Origin of the sequence: Sphingomonas sp. DC4900 (assembly GCF_049896485.1) — a bacterium.
Classification (GTDB): domain Bacteria; phylum Pseudomonadota; class Alphaproteobacteria; order Sphingomonadales; family Sphingomonadaceae; genus Sphingomonas; species Sphingomonas aquatilis.
In genome coordinates this window covers 289,953-314,957 of record NZ_JAFCUK010000002.1, presented here as the reverse complement: position 1 = coordinate 314,957, position 25,005 = coordinate 289,953, and the positions used below count along the sequence as shown (strand labels likewise).

General features: G+C 67.4%; 26 protein-coding genes. 11 read left to right on the top strand and 15 right to left on the bottom strand.

Annotated elements, in window-relative coordinates; all coding sequences use genetic code 11:
* Positions 1–38 precede the first annotated feature (38 nt).
* A complete protein-coding gene (locus ACP690_RS03990; RefSeq protein WP_043060303.1) occupies positions 39–620 on the top strand; it encodes a TIGR00730 family Rossman fold protein in 582 nt (193 codons plus the stop codon).
* Entirely contained in the window at positions 610–1,554 is a 945-nt protein-coding gene (locus ACP690_RS03985) for a phytoene/squalene synthase family protein (RefSeq protein WP_426260303.1), read from the top strand. Before ACP690_RS03990 ends, ACP690_RS03985 begins: the two co-directional genes overlap by 11 nt.
* A 52-nt stretch (positions 1,555–1,606) precedes the next feature.
* On the opposite strand, the gene ACP690_RS03980 is transcribed toward ACP690_RS03985, so the two are convergent.
* The 4 genes from ACP690_RS03980 to ACP690_RS03965 form a co-directional block, all read right to left on the bottom strand.
* Positions 1,607–2,191, bottom strand: a complete 585-nt coding sequence (locus ACP690_RS03980) for a GNAT family N-acetyltransferase (RefSeq protein WP_426260221.1) — start codon at positions 2,189–2,191, stop codon at positions 1,607–1,609.
* 4 nt (positions 2,192–2,195) lie between these two features.
* Positions 2,196–3,038: an oxygen-dependent coproporphyrinogen oxidase gene (gene hemF / locus ACP690_RS03975; protein ID WP_426260220.1), complete on the bottom strand. Its 843-nt coding sequence runs from the start codon at positions 3,036–3,038 to the stop codon at positions 2,196–2,198.
* Between the two features lie 77 nt (positions 3,039–3,115).
* Positions 3,116–3,541 carry a hypothetical protein gene (locus ACP690_RS03970; protein WP_426260219.1) on the bottom strand — a complete coding sequence of 142 codons (426 nt, stop codon included), beginning with the start codon at positions 3,539–3,541 and terminating at the stop codon, positions 3,116–3,118.
* A gap of 34 nt (positions 3,542–3,575) precedes the next feature.
* Positions 3,576–4,046 carry a tRNA (cytidine(34)-2'-O)-methyltransferase gene (locus ACP690_RS03965; protein ID WP_426260218.1) on the bottom strand — a complete coding sequence of 157 codons (471 nt, stop codon included), beginning with the start codon at positions 4,044–4,046 and terminating at the stop codon, positions 3,576–3,578.
* 160 nt (positions 4,047–4,206) lie between these two features.
* Here ACP690_RS03965 and petA point away from each other — a divergent pair, with 160 nt between their 5' ends.
* The 5 genes from petA (at position 4,207) to ACP690_RS03940 (ending at position 8,802) form a co-directional block, all read left to right on the top strand.
* On the top strand, positions 4,207–4,788 hold the full coding sequence (gene petA, locus ACP690_RS03960; protein ID WP_017977513.1) for a ubiquinol-cytochrome c reductase iron-sulfur subunit: 582 nt from the start codon (positions 4,207–4,209) through the stop codon (positions 4,786–4,788).
* A 16-nt stretch (positions 4,789–4,804) separates the two neighbouring features.
* Entirely contained in the window at positions 4,805–6,091 is a 1,287-nt protein-coding gene (locus ACP690_RS03955) for a cytochrome b (protein ID WP_043060285.1), read from the top strand.
* Between the two features lie 24 nt (positions 6,092–6,115).
* Positions 6,116–6,979, top strand: a complete 864-nt coding sequence (locus ACP690_RS03950) for a cytochrome c1 (protein WP_426260217.1) — start codon at positions 6,116–6,118, stop codon at positions 6,977–6,979.
* A 321-nt stretch (positions 6,980–7,300) separates the two neighbouring features.
* Positions 7,301–7,831, top strand: coding sequence for an adenine phosphoribosyltransferase (locus ACP690_RS03945; RefSeq protein ID WP_426260216.1), 531 nt, complete (start codon positions 7,301–7,303; stop codon positions 7,829–7,831).
* A 308-nt stretch (positions 7,832–8,139) separates the two neighbouring features.
* Positions 8,140–8,802, top strand: a complete 663-nt coding sequence (locus ACP690_RS03940) for a hypothetical protein (protein ID WP_426260215.1) — start codon at positions 8,140–8,142, stop codon at positions 8,800–8,802.
* 29 nt (positions 8,803–8,831) lie between these two features.
* Here ACP690_RS03940 and ACP690_RS03935 read toward each other — a convergent pair whose 3' ends face one another.
* The 3 genes from ACP690_RS03935 to ychF form a co-directional block, all read right to left on the bottom strand.
* Entirely contained in the window at positions 8,832–9,278 is a 447-nt protein-coding gene (locus ACP690_RS03935; RefSeq protein ID WP_426260214.1) for a MaoC family dehydratase, read from the bottom strand.
* 11 nt (positions 9,279–9,289) lie between these two features.
* Positions 9,290–10,621 carry an ectonucleotide pyrophosphatase/phosphodiesterase gene (locus ACP690_RS03930; protein ID WP_426260213.1) on the bottom strand — a complete coding sequence of 444 codons (1,332 nt, stop codon included), beginning with the start codon at positions 10,619–10,621 and terminating at the stop codon, positions 9,290–9,292.
* A gap of 176 nt (positions 10,622–10,797) precedes the next feature.
* Positions 10,798–11,898 carry a redox-regulated ATPase YchF gene (ychF, locus tag ACP690_RS03925; protein ID WP_017977520.1) on the bottom strand — a complete coding sequence of 367 codons (1,101 nt, stop codon included), beginning with the start codon at positions 11,896–11,898 and terminating at the stop codon, positions 10,798–10,800.
* A gap of 248 nt (positions 11,899–12,146) precedes the next feature.
* Here ychF and ACP690_RS03920 point away from each other — a divergent pair, with 248 nt between their 5' ends.
* The 3 genes from ACP690_RS03920 (at position 12,147) to ACP690_RS03910 (ending at position 14,363) form a co-directional block, all read left to right on the top strand.
* Positions 12,147–12,740, top strand: a complete 594-nt coding sequence (locus tag ACP690_RS03920; RefSeq protein ID WP_426289568.1) for a hypothetical protein — start codon at positions 12,147–12,149, stop codon at positions 12,738–12,740.
* Positions 12,741–12,807: 67 nt separating this feature from the next.
* On the top strand, positions 12,808–13,461 hold the full coding sequence (locus tag ACP690_RS03915) for a trimeric intracellular cation channel family protein (protein ID WP_426260211.1): 654 nt from the start codon (positions 12,808–12,810) through the stop codon (positions 13,459–13,461).
* Between the two features lie 86 nt (positions 13,462–13,547).
* Positions 13,548–14,363 (top strand): hypothetical protein, encoded by an 816-nt coding sequence (locus ACP690_RS03910; RefSeq protein ID WP_426260210.1) that lies wholly within the window; start codon positions 13,548–13,550, stop codon positions 14,361–14,363.
* A 7-nt stretch (positions 14,364–14,370) separates the two neighbouring features.
* Here the strand turns inward: ACP690_RS03910 and ACP690_RS03905 are convergent, their stop codons facing one another.
* The 6 genes from ACP690_RS03905 to ACP690_RS03880 all read right to left on the bottom strand — a co-directional run bounded on the left by ACP690_RS03905 (position 14,371) and on the right by ACP690_RS03880 (position 20,285).
* Complete coding sequence (locus tag ACP690_RS03905; RefSeq protein ID WP_426260209.1) at positions 14,371–14,907, bottom strand: hypothetical protein; 537 nt, start codon at positions 14,905–14,907, stop codon at positions 14,371–14,373.
* 8 nt (positions 14,908–14,915) lie between these two features.
* Positions 14,916–16,181 carry a glycoside hydrolase family 28 protein gene (locus tag ACP690_RS03900; protein WP_426260208.1) on the bottom strand — a complete coding sequence of 422 codons (1,266 nt, stop codon included), beginning with the start codon at positions 16,179–16,181 and terminating at the stop codon, positions 14,916–14,918.
* Positions 16,182–16,185: 4 nt separating this feature from the next.
* Positions 16,186–16,746, bottom strand: coding sequence for a GNAT family N-acetyltransferase (locus ACP690_RS03895; protein WP_426260207.1), 561 nt, complete (start codon positions 16,744–16,746; stop codon positions 16,186–16,188).
* Positions 16,743–18,632 carry a signal peptide peptidase SppA gene (gene sppA / locus ACP690_RS03890; RefSeq protein WP_426260206.1) on the bottom strand — a complete coding sequence of 630 codons (1,890 nt, stop codon included), beginning with the start codon at positions 18,630–18,632 and terminating at the stop codon, positions 16,743–16,745. The genes ACP690_RS03895 and sppA overlap by 4 nt, the downstream gene beginning before the upstream one ends.
* Before the next feature lie 97 nt (positions 18,633–18,729).
* Positions 18,730–19,515: an energy transducer TonB gene (locus tag ACP690_RS03885; RefSeq protein ID WP_426260205.1), complete on the bottom strand. Its 786-nt coding sequence runs from the start codon at positions 19,513–19,515 to the stop codon at positions 18,730–18,732.
* Entirely contained in the window at positions 19,515–20,285 is a 771-nt protein-coding gene (locus tag ACP690_RS03880) for an energy transducer TonB (protein WP_426260204.1), read from the bottom strand. The genes ACP690_RS03885 and ACP690_RS03880 overlap by 1 nt, the downstream gene beginning before the upstream one ends.
* A 145-nt stretch (positions 20,286–20,430) precedes the next feature.
* Here ACP690_RS03880 and ACP690_RS03875 point away from each other — a divergent pair, with 145 nt between their 5' ends.
* Entirely contained in the window at positions 20,431–22,449 is a 2,019-nt protein-coding gene (locus ACP690_RS03875) for an alpha/beta fold hydrolase (RefSeq protein ID WP_426260203.1), read from the top strand.
* A 44-nt stretch (positions 22,450–22,493) separates the two neighbouring features.
* Here the strand turns inward: ACP690_RS03875 and ACP690_RS03870 are convergent, their stop codons facing one another.
* Together ACP690_RS03870 and ACP690_RS03865 are read right to left on the bottom strand one after the other, a co-directional pair.
* Complete coding sequence (locus tag ACP690_RS03870) at positions 22,494–24,506, bottom strand: TonB-dependent receptor (protein WP_426260202.1); 2,013 nt, start codon at positions 24,504–24,506, stop codon at positions 22,494–22,496.
* Positions 24,507–24,574: 68 nt separating this feature from the next.
* Positions 24,575–24,937, bottom strand: coding sequence for a DUF2946 family protein (locus ACP690_RS03865; RefSeq protein WP_426260201.1), 363 nt, complete (start codon positions 24,935–24,937; stop codon positions 24,575–24,577).
* Positions 24,938–25,005: the final 68 nt, after the last annotated feature.

Here is a 25,005-nt window from a genome sequence, read left to right as displayed (position 1 = left end):
GCTTGCCGCTGGGCCCGCATCCGCGTAGCGGCAGCGCCATGAAACGTCTCGCTATCTACTGCGGCTCGGCAACGCCTGCCGATCCCGTCTATATCGAATCGGCCCGCGCGATCGGGCGGACGCTGGCCGAGCGCGGCATCGGCGTCGTCTATGGCGGCGGCCGGCTGGGGCTGATGGGCGCGATCGCCGATAGCGCGCTCAGCGCGGGCGGCGAGGTGATCGGCGTGATCCCGCAGGCGCTGGTCGATGCCGAGGTCGCGCATCGTGGCCTCACCGAACTGCACGTCGTCAGCGGCATGCACGCGCGCAAGGCGGCGTTCACCGACCTTGCCGATGGCTTCGTCACCATCCCCGGCGGCACCGGCACGATGGACGAACTGTGGGAGGCGCTGAGCTGGGCGCAGCTTGGCTATCACGCCGATCCGGTCGGCCTGCTCAACGTCGCGGGCTATTACGATCACCTGATCGCCTTCTGGGAGAAGTCAGCCGAAGTCGGCTTCCTGCGCCCGCAGCACCGCGACCTGCTGATCGTCGACACGACGCTGGACGGCCTGCTCGACAAGATGGCGGCGCACGTGCCGACGCAGCCGATCGTACGGATGAAGACGTCTGACCTCTGAGGCGCAGCCCAGCCGCGACGCCATCGTTGCGACCGCGCACGAATCGATCGCGAAGGGATCGAAAAGCTTCGCGGCGGCGAGCCTGCTGTTCGATCCGGCGACGCGCGAACGGGCGTGGCTGCTCTACGCTTGGTGCCGCGCGTGCGACGATATCGCCGACGGGCAGGATCACGGCCACGACCTGCGCCCGGTCGAGGACGCACCCCGCCGCATCGCCGAGATGGCGGCGCTGACCGATGCGGCGCTGGCCAGCGAGGTGGTGGGGGTGCCTGCCTTCGACGCCTTGCGCATCGTCGCCGCCGAAACGCGCCTGCCGCGCCGCTTCGCGCACGATCTGATCCAGGGCTTCCGCCTCGACGGCGACGGCTGGCGGCCCCGGACCGAGGACGATTTGCTCACCTATTGCTACCATGTCGCCGGCGTCGTCGGGTGCATGATGGCGGTCATCATGGGCGTCGATCCGGGCGACGACGCGGTGCTCGACCGCGCCTGCGACCTGGGCCTCGCCTTCCAGCTCGCCAATATCGCTCGCGACATCGACGAGGATGCGCGCGGCGGCAGATGTTACCTGCCGTCCGACTGGCTGGCGGAAAAGGGAATCGCCCCCGACGCCATCCTCGCCCCCGAACACCGCCCGGCGCTGGCGGACCTCGCCCGGCGACTGACGGATCGCGCCGCGGCGTTCGAGGCGAGCGCCCGCGTCGGCACGCGCGCGCTGTCGTTCCGCTCGGCCTGGGCGGTGCTGGCGGCGGCGCGCATCTACGGCACGATCGGCCGCAAGGTCGCCGCACTCGGCCCGGCGGCGTGGGACGCGCGCGTGACGACCTCGAAGGGCGAAAAGATCGCCTTCATCCTCCAGTCGGCGATCGAGGCGCGCGGCCGGCACGATATCCCCGACACGCCCCGCACCGGGCTATGGACGCGGCCCCGCTAGACGCGGCAATGGTCGTCATCCCAGCCTGCGCCGGGGTGACGGTTGCGTCAGGTCACGCCAGATACGGAATGTGCGCGCCCATCTCCACCGGCAGCAGCCCCAGCCGCCGTGGGTCCGGAAAGGTCTCGATCGTCCGCTTGACCGCCACGAACCCCTGCTTCCGATAGAAGCCCAGCGCCGCCGGATGGTCGAGCGTACACGTATGCACCCACACCCGCGTCACCCCCGGCCGCCAGCAGCGCGCCATCGCCTCCGCCATCAGCCAGCCGCCATGGCCGCGTCCTGCCAGCTCCGGCACCAATCCGAAATAGGACAGCTCGCACGCCCCAGCGTGCCTCAGGTCGAGTTCGAGCAGCCCCACCTCGATCCCCGCGCGATCGGTGACGGGATAGACCTCCACACCCGCATCGTGGACGATCGCGGTCAGCACGGCATCATCCATCGCCAGCCGCGAATACCATAGCCACGGTCCCCCGACGCGGCGGAACAGCGTGCGGTATTTCTCCGGCTCAGGCGTCGCCCAGCGCACCAGCCGCAGCGGCGATGCGGGCAGGGGGCGCAGTGGCGGGCGGCGCGTCATCTCCAGCGTGGTGACGATCGTCGCCAGATCGCCGTCGTCGACCGGGATCAGCGCCATCGCCTCAGGCCCAGTTCGCGCGCGGCGGCAGGCTCATCAGGATCGCGTCGATATTGCCGCCGGTCTTCAGCCCGAACAACGTGCCGCGGTCATAGACCAGGTTGAACTCGGCATAGCGCCCGCGCCATTCCAGCATCTGCGCCTCGTCCAACGCGTCGAAGGCATCGTGCATCCGCCGCCGCACGATCCGCGGGTAGACGTCGAGGAAGGCCTCGCCCACCGCGCGCGTGAAGGCGAAGTCGGCGTCGAAATCACCCTCCAGATGATCGTAGAAGATGCCGCCGACGCCGCGATGCACCTTCCGGTGCGGGATGTAGAAATAGTCGTCCGCCCAAGCCGTGAAGCGCTCGTAATAGTCGGCCCCGTGCGCATCGCACGCCGCCTGCAACGTCGCGTGAAACTCCGCCGTGTCGCCCTCGACCGGCAGCGGCGGGTTGAGATCGGCACCGCCGCCGAACCATTGCTTGGTCGTGCGCAGGAAGCGCGTGTTCATATGCACCGCGGGGACGTGCGGGTTGGCCATGTGCGCGACCAGGCTGATGCCGGTCGCGAAGAAGCGCGGATCCTCGCCAGCGCCGTGGATCGTCTTGCCGAACTCGCCTTCGAACGTGCCGCCGACGGTCGAGACGTTGACGCCGACCTTCTCGAACACCTTCCCCTTCATCACGCCCCGGACGCCGCCGCCGCCCGGCTCGCCCGACGGATCGACGCGGTCCCACGGCGTATAGTCGAACGTCGCATCCGACCCCGCCTCGCGCTCGATCGCCTCGAACGCCGCGCAGATGCGTGTCCTAAGCGATTCGAACCAGTGGCGGGCGGCGGTCTGTTGGTCGTCGAGCGTCAGCATGGGCAACGGCTTAGCGGCGCAGGGGAGGGGGTGTCGATGGGGCGGATTGTCTCAGGGGAGCGCTTGGCTCCAGTCGGTCAATTCAGCTTAATTAGCCTTTTGCGTGTCCTCCATCCGTACAGGAGAGCAAAGGAAAATGCGCAGGTTGTTCCAAACAGCAACAGAACGAGCGATTCCATCAGCTTCGGGCGGCCGTCAAACAAGGGGTAAAGGGACGCTGCGCTGAGCAACGCGCCAATCAGGCCTATCACAGCTGACCACGCAAATGGGCTGTGAGTGAGCTTGTGGCGAAAAAGATAAATAATCGGAGCTCCAATAATGATGCACACCGGAACCGCCACGATGGAGGATAGCGAAAAAAGACCTAGGCCGATCTGAATAATCGTAAGTGCCACATCGATGTTAGTCTTTGCATGGGGCAGAAAAAATATCACACAGATGACAGCGCCTAAAAAGCAGCCAATTAATCCACCTGCCGGTGCAATTAGGAGTATGCGGCCCATGCTTTGGATTTAGCAGTTCTATCTTAAAAGGTCCTTATTGGCAGCCACCCGGCCACCCGCCCGTCTGCCGCAGCGCTTCCGCCGCGACGATCGCCGCGGACACCGACAGGTTCATCGATCTGAGCCCCGGCGCCATCGGGATCACCACCCGTGCGTCCGCCCGCGCATGCACCTCCTCCGGCACGCCCGCGCTTTCGCGGCCGAACAGCAGCACGTCGTCCGCCCGGAACGCAAAGTCATGCAGCGGCGTCGCCCCGCGCGTCGTCAGCAGCACCAGCCGGCCCGTCGCCTGTCCCTGAAACGTCTCCCAGTCCGCATGCCGCGTCACCGACACGTGATCGATATAGTCCATTGCCGCGCGCGCGACGCGCTTGTCGTCCCACTGGAATCCCATCGGCTCGATCAGGTCGAGCGCCACGCCCAGGCACGCCGCGGTGCGCATCACCGCGCCGACGTTGCCGGCGATATCGGGCTGGTAGAGGGCGATGCGCAGGGGGCTGGTCATGGCTCGCGTCCTTAGCGGCGGGCCGGCGAAGCGCAAAATGCTGTTGGCAAAGCGCGCGGCCGCCGTCTATCAGGCCATAAGCCCGCCGTGGGGACGGCAGGGTTCGGTGGGGCTGCACTCCGGCACTTCCGCAAGAACATAGACGCAAGGGCAGAGACGAATGGCGATTGACGACAACGTACCTCCCGGTGAATCGCCGGCGCCGTTCCACGAGGAAGTCCACGATCCCCGCCGTCGCGATTTCATCAATATCGCCGCCGTGTCGTTCGCCGGTGTCGGCGCGCTCGCGATCGTGCTGCCGCTCATCAACCAGATGAACCCGTCGGCGGACGTGCTGGCGCTGTCGACCACCGAAGTCGATCTGTCGAAGATCCAGCCGGGCCAGGCGATCAAGGCACAGTTCCGCAAGCAGCCGCTCTTCGTGCGCAACCTGACGCCGAAGGAAATCGCCGAGGCGAATGCGGTCGACATCAAGACGCTGCGCGATCCCCAGACGCTCGCCGAACGCACCAAGCCGGGCAAGGAAAACTGGCTGATCACCTTGGGCGTCTGCACGCACCTCGGCTGTGTGCCGCTCGGCGCGGGCGAGGGCGAAAACAAGGGGCCGTTCGGTGGCTATTTCTGCCCGTGCCACGGGTCGGCCTACGATACCGCGGCGCGCATCCGTCAGGGACCGGCGCCGAAGAATCTGCACGTGCCCGATTATGCGTTCAACTCCGACACCGTCGTGACGGTCGGTTAAGGGAAAGGTAGACCACATGAGCTTTCCCTGGGCCAAGCATTACGAACCCAAGCAGCCGCTGATGCGCTGGCTGGACGAGAAGCTGCCGTTGCCGCGCCTCGTCTACAATGCCGTCGGCGCGGGCTATCCGGTGCCGCGCAACCTCAACTATTTCTGGAACTTCGGCGTCCTCGCCGGCGCCGCGCTCGCGATCCAGATCATCACCGGCGTCGTGCTGGCGATGCATTATGCCGCCAATGCCGGCGTCGCCTTCGGCTCGGTCGAAAGCATCATGCGCGACGTCAACGCCGGCTGGTTCCTGCGCTATGCGCACGCCAACGGCGCGTCGATGTTCCTCGCCGTCGTCTACATCCACATCGGCCGCGGCCTCTATTACGGCTCGTACAAGGCGCCGCGTGAGATGGTGTGGCTGCTCGGCGTCGTCATCTTCCTGCTGATGATGGCGACCGCGTTCATGGGCTATGTGCTCCCCTGGGGGCAGATGAGCTTCTGGGGCGCGCAGGTCATCACCGGCTTCTTCTCGGCGATTCCGCTGGTCGGCGAGACGATCCGCGTCTGGCTGCTGGGCGGCTATGCGCCGGATAACGCCACGCTCAACCGCTTCTTCTCGCTCCACTATTTGCTGCCGTTCGTGATCGCGGGCGTCATCATCCTGCACATCTGGGCGCTGCACATCCCGGGGTCGAACAACCCGACGGGCGTCGAGGTGAAGGGCGAGCAGGACACGGTGCCGTTCCACCCCTATTACACGGCAAAGGACGGCGTCGGCGTCGGCGTGTTCATGCTGATCTTCGCGCTGCTGATCTTCTTCAGCCCGAACCTGCTCGGCCACCCGGACAATTATATCGAGGCGAACCCGCTCTCGACGCCGGCGCACATCGTGCCCGAATGGTACTTCCTGCCCTTCTACGCGATCCTGAAGAGCTTCACCGCAAACTTCATCCTCGATGCGAAGCTGTGGGGCGTGCTGGCGATGTTCGGCTCGATCCTGCTGCTATTCTTCCTGCCGTGGCTGGATACGTCGCCGGTGCGCTCGGCCAACTATCGTCCGAAGTACCGCATTTTCCTCGGCATCCTGCTGCTCGACGTGCTGGTGCTCGGCTATGTCGGCGGGGCGGAAGCGAATGCGCGCAACGTGATCCTGGGGCAGATCGCCTCGGCCTATTATTTCGCGCACTTCCTCATCATCCTGCCCTGGGTCGCCCGGTCGGAGCGTCCGCGCCCGCTGCCCAATTCGATCACCGAAGCGGTGCTGGCAAAGCACGGTGGCACCAGCCTCGCGCACAGCGCGGCGCAAGCCTGAACCGACTGGGGGACAATCAGAACCATGCCTCGCATCATCGCCTCCCTGGTCGGCGCCGCCTTCATCTTCGTCCTCGGACTCGCGCTCTTCGGCACCGCCAAGACCGCGATCGAGGATCCGGCGAAGGAAACCGTCGAACAGATCTTCCACATGCACCCCGAGAATATCGGGCTGTCGTCGAACGGCTTTTTCGGCAAATATGACAATCAGCAGCTGCAGCGCGGCTTCCAGGTCTACAAGGAAGTCTGCTCGGCCTGCCACAGCCTGAAGTACGTCGCCTTCCGCGACCTGCAGAAGATCGGCTATACCGAGGCCGAGGTGAAGGCGATCGCCAACCAGTGGGTGATCGAACAGCCGACCGTGAACCCGGAAACGGGCGAAGCTTCGACGCGCAAGAACGTCGCCAGCGATCGCTTCCCGTCGCCCTTCGCCAACGAAGTCGCCGCGCGCGCCGCGAACAACAATGCGCTGCCGCCCGATCTGTCGCTGATGACCAAGGCGCGCCATGACGGTTCGAACTACGTCCACGCGCTGCTGATGGGCTACCGCAACCAGGCCGGGTATAAGAACGAGAAGGGCGAAGAGCTCCTCAAGATGTTCCCGGATGCGAAGACGCCGCAGGGTCTGCACTTCAATCCGTGGTTCGCGAACCTGAACATCGCGATGCCGCCGCCCCTGACGCAGGACGGCCAGGTCACCTATTCGGACGGCACCAAGGCGACCAAGGACCAGATGGCGCGCGACATCGCCGCCTTCCTGACCTGGACCGCCGAACCCAACCTCGACACCCGCCATGGTGCGGGCCTCGCGGCGGCGCTGTTCCTGCTGGTGTTCTGCTTCCTCGCCTGGGGCGCCTACCAGAACGTCTGGCGCGACATTAAACACTGATCCCGATCGCCTGAACGGCGGTTCGGAGGGACGGGGCGGGCGGTGCGACAGGGCACCGCCCGCCCTTTTCGTGTGCAGGGGGGCAGAGGAAAGACCGCGCCCCACTCTCCCCGTCATTCCCGCGAAGGCGGGAATCCAGACGCGCTACCGTCGCGCTTCCTGCCGCCAGGTCAGAGGTTCTGGATTCCCGCCGTCGCGGGAATAACGATTGTGGGGAGGCACGGGGGGCATACCTTCGCTCGTCATCCCGGCGTCCGCCACGATGACGGAGGGAGCCCTCCACCATTGACCCCGCCCCCGCCACACGCGACACACGCCCCCATGAACGACGACCTGAAAGCGCTGATCCGCACGATCCCGGACTTCCCCAAGCCCGGCATCCAGTTCCGCGACATCACCACGCTGCTGCTCGATCCCGTCGGCCTCGCCGCGACGATCGAACGCATGGTCGCCGCCACCACCGGCCCCGTCGATCTGATCGCGGGGATCGAAGCCCGCGGCTTTTTGTTCGCGGCCGCGCTCGCCGTGCCCCTAAAGGCGGGCGTGCTGCTGATCCGCAAGGACGGCAAGCTGCCCGGCGCGACCATCGCCGAGGATTATGCGCTCGAATATGGGCAGGACCGGATCGCGATGCACGAAGATGCGCTGGTGCCCGGCCAGCGCGTGCTGCTGGTCGACGACCTGATCGCCACCGGCGGCACCGCGCGCGCCGCAGTCCGGCTGCTGCGCAAGGCGGGCGCCATCGTCGATCAGGCGCAGTTCGTGATCGATCTGCCCGACCTCGGCGGTGCCGATGCGTTGCGCGCCGACGGCGTGCAGGCCGATGCCCTCTTCGCGTTCGAGGGGCACTGAGGAGCCGGAACGTCGCCAACCCGACCGTCGCGGGCGCTCCAATCCCCCAACCATCACCAATACCGTTCGCCCTCAGCCTGTCGAAGGGCGGGCGCCTCAAGCGATCGGTTTGCGTGCGGAACGCTGTGCTTCGACAGGCTGAGCCCGAGCGGAGGACGCGTAGCACCACGCGGGTCTTGCCCCCATCGCCCGCTCATCACCCATTCAGCCGGAACCCGCGACGATCCGCCCTCGTTGAGCGACAATAGGTTGCGTCCCCGATTCGCCAATCCGACTCGCCGGCGCCCTTCGATGATGGGAGAGCATCCATGATCTTCAAGCGTTTGGCATTGGTCGGCCTGTTGTTCGGCACCGGTGTCGCGACGAGCGCCTGCACCGACGGCTATGGCTATAGCGGCGTGTCCGTCGGCTACGGCACCGGCGGCTATGGCTATTACGACGACGGTTTCGCCGATCCCTATTACGGTGGCTACGGCTATCGCGGCTATCCCAGCTACTTCGGCTGGTACGGCGACTATTATTATCCGGGCACCGGCATCTACGTCTACGATCAGTACCGGCGGCCCTATCGGTGGAACGACGGCCAGCGCCGCTATTGGGAGCAGCGCCGCAACCAGTGGCGCGGTGACCGCAACTTCCGCAACGACTGGAACGGCTTCGATCGTCGCCCCGGCTGGCGCGGCGATCGGCCGGGTGGCCCCGGCGGCCCGGGGGTGGGCAATCCCGGCCGCCCGGACTGGGGCAATCGCGGCAATTGGCGTGGCAACCGCCAGAATTTCTCGGGCCAACCCGCCCCCGCACCGCAGCCGCCGGCCGGCGCGGCGCCCGCGCCCAATCCGCAGCCCAATTGGCAGGGCCAGCGCAACTGGAACGGCAACCGCAATTGGGGCGGCAACCGCAACTGGAACGGCAATCGGAACTGGGGCGGCAATCGCGGGGGCGGCCCGCGCGGCGACCGCGGTCGCCGCTGATCGACGGGGGCGCCGCGGTGCCGGCGCCCCTATCGCTCGCGGGTGGCGATCAGCCCGTTCGACACGAAGGTCATCACCGGCACGTCATGCTGGTTGAACACCGTCATGCGGCTCTTGAAGATGCCCATTTCGGGTCGGCTGGCCGACCGGCGCTTGTCCAACACCTCGCTTTCGCAGCGTAGCCGGTCGCCCGGATAGACCGGCGTCAGCCAGCGCAATTCGTCGATGCCGGGCGATCCTAGCCCTGCCTGGTCGTTCGCCTTGAGGTGCTCGACCAGCATCGCCATCGTCATCGCACACGTATGCCAGCCGCTCGCCGACAGCCGCCCGAAATGCGTCTGCGCCGCCGCCTCGTCGGACAGGTGAAAGGGCTGGGGGTCGTATTTCTCGGCAAAGGCGATCACCTCGTCTCGCGTCACGGCGTAGTCGCCGAACCGTGCCGTGCTGCCGACCTCGATGTCCTCGAAATACTGCACCCGTCGCTCTCCTATCGTTTGAGCACCTGCCTAAACGGCGCGTCGTTCCCGTCCAGCCCCTGGCCCGCGGGCAGGTTGAACAGGTCGCGCAGCAAGGGATTGATGTCGGTATTGTCGAAGCTGGCCAAGCGCTTGCCGCCGACGAAGGCCGGGCCGTTGGCGATGAACAGCGCCGCCATGTCGGGCGCCTGATTGTCGTAACCGTGCGCGCCGCCGCTGAACGCGGTCTTCACCGCCGTCTTGGTGATCATCCAGCCCGGCTCGGCCAGGCAGATATAGGGCGGCACACGCGGATTGGTGCCGTAACGCAGCCGCGCCGGTATCTCCCCCTTGCGCCAGCATTGCATGTGCGCGTGGGATTTGAGCAGCGCCGCCTCCAGCGCCTGCTGCCGCCCCGGCATCGGATACAGACCCATATACGGTCCGCTGTTGAGCGTCCGATACGTGCGCGGGTCCGCGATCCGGTCGATCGCGATCGTGCGCGTGCTGCTCGTTGCCGACATGCCGTGGTCGGCGACGATGACCAGGTTGGCCGGCAGGTTGAGCTCGCGCAGACCCGCCACCAGCCGCCCGATCTGGCTGTCGACCTTGGCGGCGGCCTGCGTCACCTCGGGCGATTGCGGCCCATACGCATGGCCGGCGGTGTCGACGATGTCGAAATACAGCGTCACGAAGCGCGGCCGGGTCGCCGCCGGGCGGCGCAGCCAGTCGATCACCGAATCGACCCGCTGTTCGCCCGTCACCGCCTGGTTGAACTGCTGCCAGTCCTCGGGCCGGGTGGCATGCGCGACCGCGCCATGGCTGTCGGGCAGCAACGTGCCGCCCCAGCCGACATTGGCGCCCGGCCAGAACATCGTCGCGGTGCGGACGCCCGCCTTTTCCGCGGTGACCCAGATCGGTTCGGCCTCGTTCCACCAGAAGGGATCGTCGTTGGCCATGGTGAAGGTCTCGCCGGGGCGTGCCGAGTCCTCCATCGTGTTGCCGACGATGCCATGGTGGTCGGGCACCTTGCCCGTCACCAGCGTCCAGTGGTTGGGGAAGGTCACCGACGGGAAGGACGGCCGCATCGACGCCGACACCCCGCCCGCCGCCAGCGCGTTGAGGTTGGGCGTGACGCCACGGTCGAGATAATCGGGCCGGAAGCCGTCGATCGACACGAGGATCGTCACCGGCGGCGTCACCGTGCGCGGCAGCGGCGCGGGGGGCGCGTCGGGCTCGGCAGGCAAGGCCGCCGTTTGCGACGGCGCGGGCTGCGTCACCGGCGACAGCGCCGGCGGCGTGGCGGGCAGCGCGCAAGCGCCGAGCGCGAGCGTGGCGAGAAAAGCGGTCGGACGAAGGTTCACGCGGCGATCACCCCGATCATGGCAGGCATGCTTGCCTTTAGCCGCGAGCGGGGAGGGGCGACAAGGGCAGAGCAGGCGGCGCTTCCGGCCGCCCGTCCCACGTCGTCTGCCCGAGGGCGAGAACGACGAATACGGGTCAAGGCGAACCCGGCAGGCCGCCGCCTCGGCCCGCCCGCTTACACGTTGAACCGGAACAGCATCACGTCGCCGTCGTGGACGACATATTCCTTGCCTTCCTGGCGCAGCTTGCCCGCTTCGCGCGCACCCGCTTCGCCCTTGCAGGCGACGTAATCGTCGTACGCGATGGTTTCGGCGCGGATGAAGCCGCGTTCGAAGTCGGTGTGGATCTCGCCCGCGGCATTGGGGGCCTTGGCGCCGGCATGAACCGTCCAGGCACGCGCTTCCTTGGGGCCGACGGTGAAGAAGGTCAGCAGCTTCAGCAGCTTGTACCCGGCGGTGATGACGCGGGCGAGGCCGGTTTCCTCCAGCCCCAGCTCGCTCAGGAACTCGCCGCGATCCTCGGGCGCCATCGTCGCGATTTCCGCTTCGATCGCCGCGGAGACGACGACGGCCTCGGCACCTTCCGCCTTCGCCTTTTCGAACACCTTGGCCGACAGCGCATTGCCGTTCGCCGCATCGGCTTCGTCGACGTTGCAGACGTAGAGGACGGGCTTCGCCGTAATCAGCTGCGCCTGCGCGAAGACGCGCGCCTCTTCGGCATCCTTGGGCTGCGTCAGGCGCGCGGGCTTGCCGTCGCGCAGCAGCTCGAGCGCCTGGCCGAGCACGGCCGCGCCGATCTTGGCTTCCTTGTCGCCCTGCTGCCCCTTCTTGATGAGGTTGGGAACGCGCTTTTCCAGGCTTTCGAGGTCGGACAGCATCAGCTCGGTCTCGACCGTCTCGGCATCGGCGATCGGATCGACCTTGCCCTCGACGTGCGTCACATCGCCATCGGTGAAGCAGCGCAACACATGGACGATCGCGTCCACCTCGCGGATATTGCCCAGGAACTGGTTGCCCAGCCCTTCGCCCTTCGACGCACCGCGGACCAGGCCGGCGATATCGACGAAGGCGAGCTGCGTCTCGATGATCTTCGCCGAGCCCGCAATCTCGGCAAGCTTGTACAGCCGCGGATCGGGCACCGCGACGTTACCGACATTGGGTTCGATCGTGCAGAACGGATAATTGGCCGCCTGCGCCGCTGCCGTTTCGGTCAGTGCGTTGAAAAGCGTGGACTTGCCGACGTTGGGCAGGCCAACGATGCCGCAGCGGAAACCCATGGGTCGTGCTCTGTTTTCTGCAAAGGGAATGGAGGCCGCGGCCTTAGCCATATGGCGCGCGATTGACCAGCCGTTTCGCGGTTTTCGCATCTCGGCGATGGAATCCACCGGCTCGTCGCAGGCCAGCGCTGCCGCAATTGTGCCTTGATTGATACCGCGTCGTCTATGTCGTGCAGCGGATACGTCGCGGGAACGACGGCAGACAGATACGCACGCTGCAACGGGGGCTTATGCGTCGGTCGGGGTGGATGATGGCAGGGCTGGCCGCGGCGACGGCCACGGGGGCACAGGCGCAGGTCGCGCCGCTTGCGATCCTGACCGCGCCCGCGCCGATGGCGGCACAGCGCACGCCGCTGCTCGCGCCGATCGCGCTCGGCGGTACGCTCGATCGCACGACGCCGCTCACCGCGCGACTGCGGTTGCGGGTCGGGACGATGACGACCAGCGCGGGCCCCAATGAGCGCGTGCATCAGCGTCTCGCGAGTTCGATGGTCGAATATTATCCCTTCGCCGACAGTGGCTTCCACCTGTCCGCCGGGGGCCGTCTGTACGACGTGCGGGCCGGTGAGCAGGTCGGCAACCGTCCGCTGATGCTGTCGCAGCGTCCGACGCTGGGCGCCGGTGGCGGCCGCATCGGCCTGCGCCGCACCCCGGCGCTGACCTTCGGCTACACCGGCACGATGCTGGCCGACACCACGATCGGGCTGGAGGTCGGCGCGATGAAGGGCCGCGCCTATGAGATCGGCGGTCGCCTGACCCGCCCGACCGCGGGCGAGCGCGGCGGCGTGGGCAATGGCCCGATCAACCCCGTGGTCAACGTCTCGTTCGGCCGGCGCTTCTGATCCGATCCTGCGATCGCGGCACGCGACCCGTTCAATCGCGCCGCCGCTTCGCCTAGGGTCGCCGACGATGCTGCCGCCCTTGCCCCATGGCGAATTGTCCGCCGACCTGATCCTGCCTGCCTTCGCACCCTGGTTCGATGTCGCGGGCCTCGCCGTGTTCGCCGCCTCGGGCGCGCTTGCCGCGGCGAAGCGCGGGCAGACCGCGGTGACGCTGGCCTTCTTCGCGCTGATCACCGGCGTCGGCGGGGGCACGGTGCGCGACCTGTTGATCGGTGCGCCGGTCTTCTGGGTCCACGATCCGCGCGCGGCGACCGTATGCCTCGTGATGGCCGCGGCGATCTGGGTGACGCCCGAACGTTGGTGGCGGGACGAGGCGCTCGCCTGGTTCGACGCGATCGGGCTTGCGGCCTATGCGGTCTACGGCGCGGCCAAGGCGCTGGGCTATGGCATCCCGCCGCTGCCCGCCGCGCTGATGGGCGTGGTGACGGCCTGTGTCGGCGGCATCATCCGCGACGTGCTGGCGGGCGAACCGTCGATCCTGATGCGCCCCGAACTGTACGTCACCGCCGCGGCGCTGGCCTCGGGCCTCTACGTCGCGCTGGGCCTCGTCGGCCTCGCCGGCGCCCCCGCCGCGATCATCGCCGCCGCCGCCGGCTTCACGCTGCGCGCCTTCGCGATCCGCTACCACCTCGCACTCCCCGCCTATCGCGGGCGGGGGTGAAGGGCGGGCTGCCGTCGATCCGACACGAATCCGCCACCAACCGCGTGCATCCTGACGCCACCCGCATACGGCGGCTGGAGACGGTCATGCGCAAGACGATCGGTACTTATCTCGCCCTTCTCACGCTCGCGCCATCGCCGGCGACCGGCCAGACGCCGCGCGATCCGGTCGGCGACCTTTGCGCCGCGCGCGCCGATATCGCCGTGCCTGCCACGCAGGTCTATCATCGCCGCAACGGCGCCACGATTGTCTTCGTCGCGGTCGCGCATGAACATGACGCGCAATCGCCATCGGCACGGGCGATCAAGGCGGCGTTCGATCGCGTCCACCCGACGATCGTGCTGGTCGAAGGCGCCTCGACGGACAAGAGCGCCGACCCCGCCTATCGCGCCTTCCTGTCGCAGCGCGCAGCCGACCAGTTTGCGCACGGCCATATCCAGGAGAATCTATACGCGGTGAAGCTCGCGACCGACGCGAAGACGGCGTTTTCCGGCTGGGATATGAGCCCCCGCGACGAATATCGTGCCGATATCGACGCTGGCTACGACATGCGCGACGCGCTCGGCGCCCACCTGCTGCGCGCGCACGTCGATCCCTTCAGCCCGGTCCCCGCCAACCGCCTTGCCGACGAGTTGCGGTCGATCCCGCACCTACGCCAACCCAAGGACTTCGATTTCGCCGCTTGGTATCGCGGTGCTTATGGTGCGCGTCTCGACCCGATGGCCGGCACGCCCTGCGGCACCGGGCCGGCGAGCGCGATCGTCAAATTCGAAAGCATCGCCCGCACCCGCAACCTCGCCCGCCTGATCGATGCGAATGCCACGCCGGGCGCGGTGGTGCTGGTGGAAGCGGGCGCCAACCATTGGCTGGCGCTGCGCGACTATTTGGACCGCCCGTCCTGACGGACGCTCAGGCGGCGGGGCGCCAGCAGGGCTCCAGCTGCTTCATGCTGGCCTCGGCCCAGTGCGCCAGCGCGCCGTCGTTACTGGACATGGTGATGCTCGCACTCGACCCGTCGGGCTGATCGCTGGATAAGAGCTTTAGGGTATACCACGTCCCGTCTGTCCAGACGATCGGCGGCGGCAGTGGATGGGCAGGAGCGGTGGCCGGAATCACCGAAAGGGCGGTGGGTACGTCGTTCAAATTTTTCAGCACGCTGATCAACGCCGGACAGGCGGCGGCATCGGTCGTCGTTACGGTCAGACGACCCAGCGGGTCCATCACCTTGCGCCGTGCCCGCCACACACCTGATGCGGCGTACCCGCTCCGCCACATGTCGATGATCTCCCATCCATGGCAGAGCGAATGGCTCGCCATCAACTGAACATCGGTGGCATGCTTGGGTTCGGGAACGCCTTCCTCGCGGGACGTCATGGCGGCCCGCTCGATCTGCCCGCAATCGAGCAACGGCTGCGGCGTGGCCGCTTGCGCCACACCCAGTAACATAACCAGTATCATCGCTCCGCCCCCGCGCACGCTGTTCCGACCGTGGCGGCGGGGCCGGTCACGCCCGGCGGCAGCGGCGTCGCGCCGCCCGGTCCGATATGCAGCGTCGCATTGGCGACCTGCCACGGCGTGCCGGCGGGAAAGCGCACGCCGTCCAGCGTCACGTCCAACGGGTGCCGCGCGTCATAGCCGCGCGCGATCAACTGCCCGCCATCGCCCTGCACATTCGCCAGCACGATGTCGCGATAGACGGGGATCGATCCGCCCTGCGCCTTGGGATCGTAGCGCGTGTCGAAATCGATCGGCCGCGCCACGCCGCGCAGGCAGATGTCCTGATAGCGGATGCGCTGCACCAGCCCGCCGCGGCTGGGGTCGCTCTTGATCCGCAGGCCCGATGTCGTGCCGTCGAACGTCAGCCCGCGCACCAGCACGTCGGATACGCCGCTCACCGTCTCGCTGCCGATCGACACGCCGTGCCCGGCGTGGACGTGGCTGTCGAGGATCGAGACGTAGCGTACGCCGCCGCCGTTGCCTGCCTTGATCGCGATATCGTCGTCACCGGTGCTGAAGCGGCTGTGCGCGATCGTCACGTCCTCGCTCGCGCCCGGATCGATCCCGTCGGTGTTGCGCGCATCGGCGGGCGCATCGATCGTCACGCCCCAGGCGGTGAAGCCTCGCACGTGATTGACCGCGACGTGGAAATTCGCCGCATTGGCGAAGCGCGTGGCGTACAGCACCAGATTGCGTCCGCCATCCACCGTCACCAGCCGCGGCACGTTCTGTTTGCCGCCTTCGCGCTGCGCGCGGCGCGCGAGTTGCCACCATGTCTCGGTGCCGCCCGCCATCGTCGCGCCGCCCGCGCCGTCGATCGTGCCCGCCCCCATGATCGCCGCATCGGTGGCATCGGCCAGGTGGATCAGCGGGCGACAGCCATGGCCCTTGGTATCGATCGTCCCGCACAATCCCTGTCCGGCGTCGAACCGCCTTGGGTCGGGAATGGCGCGCAGCGTCGCGCCGGGGTCCAGCCACAGGGTAACGCGCGACGGCATCTCGATCGGCCCGCTCTCGTACAGACCGGGGCCGAGCCGCACCGCGGCCCCGCGACACCGCCGCAACGCCGCCTCAATCTCGCGGCTCCGATCGCCGGAGGTGGGGGACAGCGTGGCGCAGGCGGCGGTGGGCAGCTGCGGCTCCACCACGGTTCGCCGATTCTGTGCCGCGGCCGGTGCCGCTGCCACGCCCAACACAAGCACGACCGCAACACCTCGACGCATAGGCTCAGACCCTTACGACCCCCACATCCGCGAACCGCTTCGGCTCGGCAGGCGGGCTGGCGGGGTCGGCCAGCTCGCATTGCCAATAGCCCACGTCGATCCACTGGCCCTGTTTGTAGCCGATCTCGCGGAACACGCCAGCGCGGCGAAAGCCGACCGTCTCGTGCAGCTTGATCGACTGGTTGTTGGGCAATGCGATCCGCCCGATCGCCTGGGTGAAGCCCTGCGCGCGCAGCGTGTCGATCAGCGCTTCGTACAGCAGCCGCCCGACGCCCTGCCGCTGCGCGACATCGGCGACGTAGATCGTCGTCTCGACCGCCCAGCGATAGGCGTCGCGCTCCGAAAAGCGCGTCGCGTAGGCATAGCCGAGCACGCCGCCCGTCTCCGCGCCGTTGGTCGCGACCATCCAGGGGTAGAGCCCCTGCGACGATGCCATCCGCGTCCGCATCGCGCGCGCGTCCGGCGCCTCCGTCTCGAACGATACCGTCCCGGCGAGCACGTGCGGCGCATAGATGGCGGCGATCGCGCCGGCATCATCCGGCGTCGCGGCGCGCACCCCGATCATGCGCCGAAGCCCAGCTTCGCCAGCACCAGGTCGAACAGCCTGGCGTCGCTGTCGGCGGTCGCGCTCGGCCCGATGCCGCCACATTCCAGGCAGCGCGCCTGCACCGATCCGCTGCGCGCGAGGCGGCTGACGTCGCCCACCGCCTGCGCGACGAGGCCGCGGCGCTCGGCCGCGATCCGCCCGAAGACGTCCGCCGACGGGCTTGCGGCATCGTCGTCGTCCTTGCGGCTGGCCAGCGCGGCGGCGAACTGCGCGGCGGCGCTCGGTTCCTTCTCCAGATATTCGGCATGGACCTTAGCCGGGTCCAGCTTGGCCCGCTTGGCGGCTTCCGCCACCGCATCGTTCAGCCCGCCGAAGCGATCGACCAGCTTGATCTGCCGCGCGGTGCCGCCGTCCCACACGCGTCCCTGCGCGATCGCATTGACCTGATCGACGGTCATGTGGCGCGACTGTGCGACGCGGGTCAGGAACTGGCGATAGCCGTTCTCGATCCCCGCCTGCAGGATCGTGTCGAGTTCGGGCGTGGTGCCGGCAAATACGTCGGGCTGGCCCGACAGCGGCGTCGTCTTCACGCCATCGGTCGTGATGCCGATCTTGGCCAGCGTCTTTTCGAACGTCGGGATGATGCCGAAGATACCGATCGACCCGGTGATCGTCGACGGTTCGGCGAAGATCACGTCGCCCGGCGTCGACACCCAATAGCCGCCCGATGCGGCCAGTCCGCCCATCGACACGACGATTGGCAGACCCTTCTGCTTGGCCTGCAGGATGGCGAGGCGGATGCGTTCCGACGCCATCACCGATCCGCCCGGCGAATCGACGCGCACCACCAGCGCCTTCAGGTCCTTCTTGGCGAGGCCGTTCAGGATCAATTTGGCGATCGTGTCGCCATGCGCGCTGCCGGGGCCGCCTTCGCCGTCGACGATATCGCCCGCGATCGTGATGACGCCGATCGCATCGCCCGACTTGGGCAACGGATGCGCCGCGACCCAGCTGTCATAGCCGATGCGGTTGTAGTAGCCCGCCGCCTTCTTGGCATCGCCGCCGACGATGGCCGCGACGCGCGCACCGAAGGCGGTGCGATCGCCCAGCGTGTCGACGATGCCCGCCGCCTTGTTCGCCTGCGCGATGTCACCGCCCGCCGCGACGATCAATGTGTCCGGGCTGGCGAGGAACTGCGCGACCTGTGCCTTCGGCCGGGCCTTGGCGATCGCCTCCTTCCACTGGCTAAAGATCGACCCCAGCAGCGCCTGGCTCGCCTCGCGCGCCTCCGGGCTCTGGTCGGTGCGGGTATAGGGTTCGACGAAGCTCTTGAACTTGCCGACGCGATAGACGTGCGTGGTGACGCCCAGCTTGTCGATCAGCCCCTTGTAATATGGCTGGTTGCCGCCCGGCCCCATGAAGATCGTGCCGCCCAGCGGATTGACCCAGATCTCACTGGCGTTGGCGGCGAGGCGATAGCCCGCATCGGTATAGGCGGTGGCATAGGCCAGCACCGGCTTCTTCGCGTCGCGGAACTTGCGGATCGCGTCGGCCACCTCGTTCAGCGTCGCCGGATAGCCGCCGCCGAAGCGATCGAGGTCGAGCACCAGCGCCTTCACCCGGTCGTCGGTCCGTGCTTCGTCGATCGCGCGCAGCACGTCGCGCGCGCGATACTGGCGCGGCCCCTGCTGGCCCGACAGCATCGCGAACGGCGCCTGTTCCTCGGGCTGTTCGACGATCGTGCCGTTGAGGTCGAGCACCAGCGCCCCCGGGCTGATCGCCTTCATCCCTGGCCGCGCGCTCAGCGCCGCGAACAGCAGACCGAAGAACAACAGCATCGCGATCAGGACCAACCCGTCCTTGATCGCCACCAGCAGCTTCCATGCGCCCCGAACCAGCTTCACGCGATGCTCCTTATCGTTGCCTCTAGCGCTAGAGCAGGCGAAGGCGCCGCGCAACGGGGCGTGTTGGGCCGGTAATACGGATGTAGGATCCGGTTCGTCAGTTCGGATTGATCCAGCTCGTCTTCTGGTAAAAGTAGCGGACTTTCCTGTCCGATGCCGAAAACCGGCCACGGGTCATCATGGCGGTGCATGTCGCTGCGTCCAACGACGGCACACCAGAGCTTCTTGCGACCTTGCAGGCGGTTGGCCTGCCGGTCGCATCGACCGTCACCAGAATGCGCACAATGCCCTGCTGACCGCTACGGAAGGCGTCTGCCGGGTAATCGGCAACCTGTATCCAGTCGCGGTTCAGCTGACCTCCCGTGTCGATCATGGCATCGGGATCGGCCCCCCAGGACTTGAGCAGGTCGCGGCCGCACGCCTTCGCGGCAGCGAAGGCTTTGTCGATACCCTCGACCGGCACGGACACCGGAAAAAGTGCTCCAGCGTCGATCGACAGCTGCTTGGCCGTCCTGATCTGCTGCCATTTGTCCGGCTCCAGCAACAGGCGCAGCGCATAGCCGCCCTGCTGTGTCGGCGCAGCGATCCACGATGCTCGCAGCGACGGTCCCGTCGGCGCAAGCGTGATCGTAGCGACGCCGGACTTACCCCGAGACACGGGCGTGGCCGTCAACAGGACGAGGTCGCCGCCGCCGTACACGGGATCGACGTCGATCGCCAAAATCTCAGGCTTCGGCCCATCCCCGAACGCGCGGTTGATGATGCACTGGTTCGGTGCATATTCGACGCCCCATTTCGCCGCCGATCGATCGACATGCGCCGCCGGAGTCGCGGCTTGCAGGGCGAGGGCGATGATCGCGCCAGCCGGGGCCCCCGCCGTCATTATGGCACCCTCCAGTCGGTGCGCTTAAACACGTAGCGCGTCTCTCGCGACGAGGGTTCGAACTTCGCGCGCGCCGTCATGATCCGGCACGTCGTCGCATCGAGCGACGGCGAACGCGAGCTGACGACGACCTTGCAGTCGCGTGGCCGTCCCTTGGGATCGATCGTCAGCAGGATCTGCACCGTGCCCGATTCGCCATTGCGCAGCGCTTCAGGCGGATAGTCCGAATAGCTGATCCAGCTACCGGAGTTGTTCGGACCGGAGGTGTCGATCATCGCATCGGGGTCCGCGCCCCAGGATGTCAGCAGCGTCCGGCCGCACGTCTTGGCAGCCGCGATGGCCTTGTCGATCCCTTGGATCGGCACGGATACGGGCGACGCGAACGGCCCCTGGATCGTCAGCGTGTCGCCCGCCGCAATCGCGGCCCAGCCGTCCTGGGTGATCCCGATATCGATCGCCGCCCGCGCGTCCTTTGATCCGCGCGCGAACCACATTTGTCGCAGCGTCGCGCCGCCCGGGGCGACGGTCATCGTGGCAGTGCCGAAAGTCCCCTTCGTCGCAACGCCGGGAACGAGCAGGACGAGATAGCCGGTGCCGGTCACCGGACTTGCATCGACGGCAAGGAACGACTTGACCGGGCCGGACCCGAACTGCCGGTTGATGATGCACTGTTCGGGGCTGTAGTCCACGCCCCACTTGCCTGCCGCATCTATACTGCCGCCCGAAGGTGCGGCGGCCTGTAACGCCAGCGCGACCAATCCGATCATCATGCTTATCCCCCGATATTTTTTCTGAGCCTAGCATTGCGGCGCGCCGCTGCAACGGGATGCCACTGGCAGAACGATCGCGTCTCGCCTAACCTGCCGCCGCGCACGGCGAAAACGGCGTCGGGCGCAAGTATTGGGGGGAAGATGTATGCGTATCGTGCTGGGCGGCGTGGCGGTGTTGGCGTTGGCGATCGGCGGGGCGGGCGCCTTGCGCGCGCAGACCGGGGCCGGTGCCGTCGATGCACGCGCGTTCGGTGCGCGTGAGGACGTCCGGCAGGTCAGCATTTCCCCCGACGGCAAGCGGCTCGCGATGGTTCGCGCCGCGGCGGGGGCGGGCACCGCGCTCTACGTCGCCGATCTCACCGGCGACGCGACGCCCCGACCGATCCTCACCTCCAGCGGCCGGCCCGATCAGCTGACGGGGTGCAGCTGGTCGACCGCGACGCGGCTCGTCTGCAACATCTCGACGCTGATGACGACCAACGGCATGCGGCTGGGCTACAGCCGTGTGCTGACGCTCAACGCCGATGGCAGCGACATGAAGCCCCTGTCGGGCGAGACGCGCGACCGCATCGACGGGTTCGGCCAGTTCGGCGGCGGCATCATCGATTTCCTCGCCGATGACGCGGCGGGCAGTGATGCGAAGGGCGGTTCGGTCCTGATGACGCGTGATTACGGTGCGCAGATGACCACCGGCTCGATCACCGCGTCCACCGCGTCGGGCCTGGGCGTCGAGCGCGTAGACACGACGACGTTGCGCCGCCAGCAGGTCGAACGCCCCAGCGGCCGCGCCAGCGAATATATCACCGACGGCCACGGCGCCGTCCGCATCATGGGCATCACTGCCGCCAGCGACAGCGGCATGCTGCGCGGCCGCACCACCTATATGTACCGCAAGGCGGGCGATCGCAGCTGGCAGCCGCTGTCCGTGGTCAGCGACGATGGCGGCGTATCGCACGGCTTCGATCCCTATGCCGTCGATCGCGACGCCAATGTCGCTTATGGCTTCGACGATCACGGCGGACGGCAGGCGCTGTACCGCGTCGCGCTCGACGGCAGCCTGAAGCGCGAACTGGTGCTCGATCGCCCCGACGTCGACGTCGATTCGCTGATCCGCATCGGCCGTCAGCAGCGCGTCGTCGGCGCCAGCTTCGTGACCGACCGGCGCGAACGCGTCATCTTCGATCCCGCGCTGAAGGCGCTTGCCGCCTCGCTCGGCCGTGCCTTGCCGAAACAGCCGATCGTCAGCATCGTCGATGCCAGCGCCGACGAACAGAAACTGGTGCTGTTCGCCGGCAGCGACGTCGATCCCGGCAGCTTCTATCTGTTCGATCGCACCGCGAAGAAGCTGTCGCCGATCCTGTCGGTGCGCCCGCCGCTGGGCGGTCGTACGCTCGCCAGCGTTAAGCCGATCAGCTTCAAGGCCGCGGACGGCACGATGATCCCCGCCTATCTCACACTGCCCGCCGGCAGCAGTGGCAAGGGGCTGCCCGCGATCGTCCTGCCGCACGGCGGCCCCGGCGATCGCGACGAATGGGGCTTCGACTGGTTGCCGCAATTCTTCGCGGCGCGCGGCTATGCGGTGCTCCAGCCCAATTTCCGTGGCTCGACCGGCTATGGCGCGGCGTGGTTCCAGAAGAACGGCTTCCAGTCGTGGCGCACCGCGATCGGCGACGTCAACGATGCCGGCCGGTATCTGGTGTCGCAGGGCATCGCCGCGCCCGACAAGCTCGCGATCGTCGGCTGGTCGTACGGCGGCTATGCGGCGCTGCAATCGGCGGTGCTCGACCCGGCATTGTTCAAGGCGATCGTCGCGATCGCGCCGGTCACCGACCTCGAAACGCTACGCGGCGAACATCGCAACTTCACCAATTTCGAACTGGTCGACGGCTTCATCGGCCATGGCGCCCATATCCGCGACGGCTCGCCCGCGCAGAATGTCGATCGCATCGCCGCGCCGGTGCTGCTGTTCCACGGCGACCTCGACCAGAATGTCGGCATCGGCGAATCGCGCCTGATGGCCAGCAAGCTGCGCGGGGCGGGCAAGCCCGTGACCTTCGTCGAATATAAGGGACTCACCCACCAGCTCGACGATAGCGACGTGCGCACCGACATGCTCGGCAAGAGCGACGCCTTCCTGCGCACCGCGCTGCATATCGCCGGGTAAGGGCTTTGGGAGCCAGCCCCTGCGGCCGGCTCCCCCTTTTGCCTTTAGTTGGTCGCGATGCGCAGCGTCGCCATCAGGCGGCGGCCCGGCATCACCACCAGGTCCTTGTTCAGCGCGGTGCTCAGCCGCTGCGTGTCGTTGGTCAGGTTCTGGCCGACCAGCGCGATCTCCATATTGGGATGTGAGGCGAACGGGCGCACCGCCAGCTGGCCGTCGAGCGCCACGTAACCCGGCGTCGGCGTATCGAACACGCCCGCCTTGTCCTGTTTGCCGGCGTAGATCAGGTTGAACCCGGCATCCAGCCGGTCTCCGGTCCAGTTCAGTCCGCCGCCGATGCGATAGGGCGGGATGCGCGGCACGTTGTTGCCGTCGTCCAGCGTCGCGCGCGTGTAGTCCGCGAGCACGTTGAACCGGTAGACGCCGTGCGACGTGTGGACCAGGTCGTAGCTCGCCTCGCCCTCGAACCCGCGGAAATGCGCGCCCTGCTGGCGGTAGTTTAGTTCCCGCAGATCGTGGTCGTCGTCCTGCGTCGCCTGGCACGCGCCGTCGTCGGTGCAGTACAGGCCGGTCAAGTCGCCGTAGATATAGTTCTTGAACCACGAACTGTAGACGCTGCCATCGAAGCGGAACTTGCCCGACCGGATGCGCAGCGTGCCCTCCAGCGAATTGGCGCGCTCGATCTTCAGGCGCGGATCGCCGGTTTCGAACGTGTTGGGCCCGTCATGCCCGCCGCGCGCGAACAATTCGGTCAGCGCCGGCGCGCGGCCGGTGCTGGAGAAGGTGACGCCCAGCTTCACCGCGGGGCTGACCGTATACAGCGCGCCGATCGCACCGCTCAGCGGCGTGTAGCGCGGCGTGGCGGCGACGTTCGACGCGGGTGTGCCGGTCAGATGCACCTGCTCGATCCGGCCCGACGCCTCGACATGCAGCGGCCCGGCGATCTTCGTGTCGGTGAAGACGTAGCCCGCAATGCTCTCCATCGTCGCGGGGAACAGGTACGAGCTGTCGTCGCCCACCGCCGAGAAGTTGCGGTGCTGATATTCGACGCCCAGCGCGGTATTGTCGATGAAGCCGATCCGGTTGGTCAGCAGCTCGGCGCGCGCATTATATTCCTTGTTGCGGAACGTCGTGTCGATCGTGCCGTCCGGCTCCTTTTCGTCGTGGCTGTAATTGGCGTAGCTGCCATCCAGGCTCAGCGACTTGAGCAGGCCCGATCCCAGCGCGAACGACGATCGCGTCATCACCTTGGTCTGGCGCATGTCGATATAGGTGGTGTCGCTGGGGATGCCGTATTGCGCGTCATATTGCGTGATCGCCGCGCCGACATGGCTGTTCTTGTTGCTCCCGAAGAAATACGACCCGCCGACCGATCCGCCGAAGCCCTTGAAGAAGCTGTTCTGCTGGACGCCGAGCGGCGTGTCGTAATTGCCCTCGTGCCGGCCGAAGCCATCGGCGTGCAGCGCCAGATCGCCGACCGTCGCATCGACCAGCGCCGCGCCCTGATACAGGTTGGACACGGTGCCATAGGTGCCGTTGACCTCGCCCGAGAACGGCCGGTCCGACAGATGCATCGGCACACGATCGTTCAGCACGTTGACCACGCCGCCGATCGCCTGGCTGCCGTAGCGCAGCGTGCCCGCGCCACGCACCACCTCGATGCTGCGCGCGGCGAGCGGATCGATCGGCATGCCATGATCGGGGCCGATGTCGGACACGTCGGAGGAACTGAGGCCGTCTTCCAAGATGCGCACGCGCGTCGCGTCCATGCCGCGGATGATCGGGCGGCTGGCGCCGGTCGCGAAGCCGGTCGCGGCGATGCCGGGCACCTTGGCCAGCGCATCGGAAATGCTCGCGCCGCCGGCCTTCAGGATATCCTCGGCATCCACCTTGGCAGAGATGGCGGGCGTATCGTCGCGATCGTGCTGGATCGGGCTGGCGGTCACGATGATGTCGCGGCCGGTGTCGGCCGTCTGAGTGGCGGGCGCGGCGGTCTGGGCGAGCGCGCAGGCGGGGAACAGCGCGGCGCTGGCCGCGCCGAGGAACAGGAAGGAACGCATCGACGTCTCCGGGAAATCGGGCACAGGCGCGCATCGGCCGCAATCGGCGACGCGCGAGGGGGGAGGGATCAAAGCGGAGAGTCGATCGGCGGCGCGCGACTACGCCAGCCATGGCCGCGGGGCGCGGGCAGGGGATAAGCGGCGACGGCGTGGACCGGCCGGATCGCCGCCGCGGGCACCGCTGCGATCGCCGTCGGCACCGCATCGGGCAGCAGCGGTTCGAACGCCGCGCGCGCATAACAGAGCGTGCAATCCGCATCCGCCGTCACCAGCGTCGTCGACCGGTCGGTGCCATCGCGGGCGGTGGGATGCAGCGGGTGCACGTGCGCCTGCGCGATGCCGCCGCCGCCCAGCAGCGCGCACAACGCCAGCAGCGCAAGCATCAGCACGCCCGGCTGCGGCCGGCGCTGGCAGGGTCGCGTGTGTCTCATCCCGCCCCGTCCCGACACGAGCGAACCTGTCTAAAAGCTGAATGAGAGACAACATATCATCCTTGTCA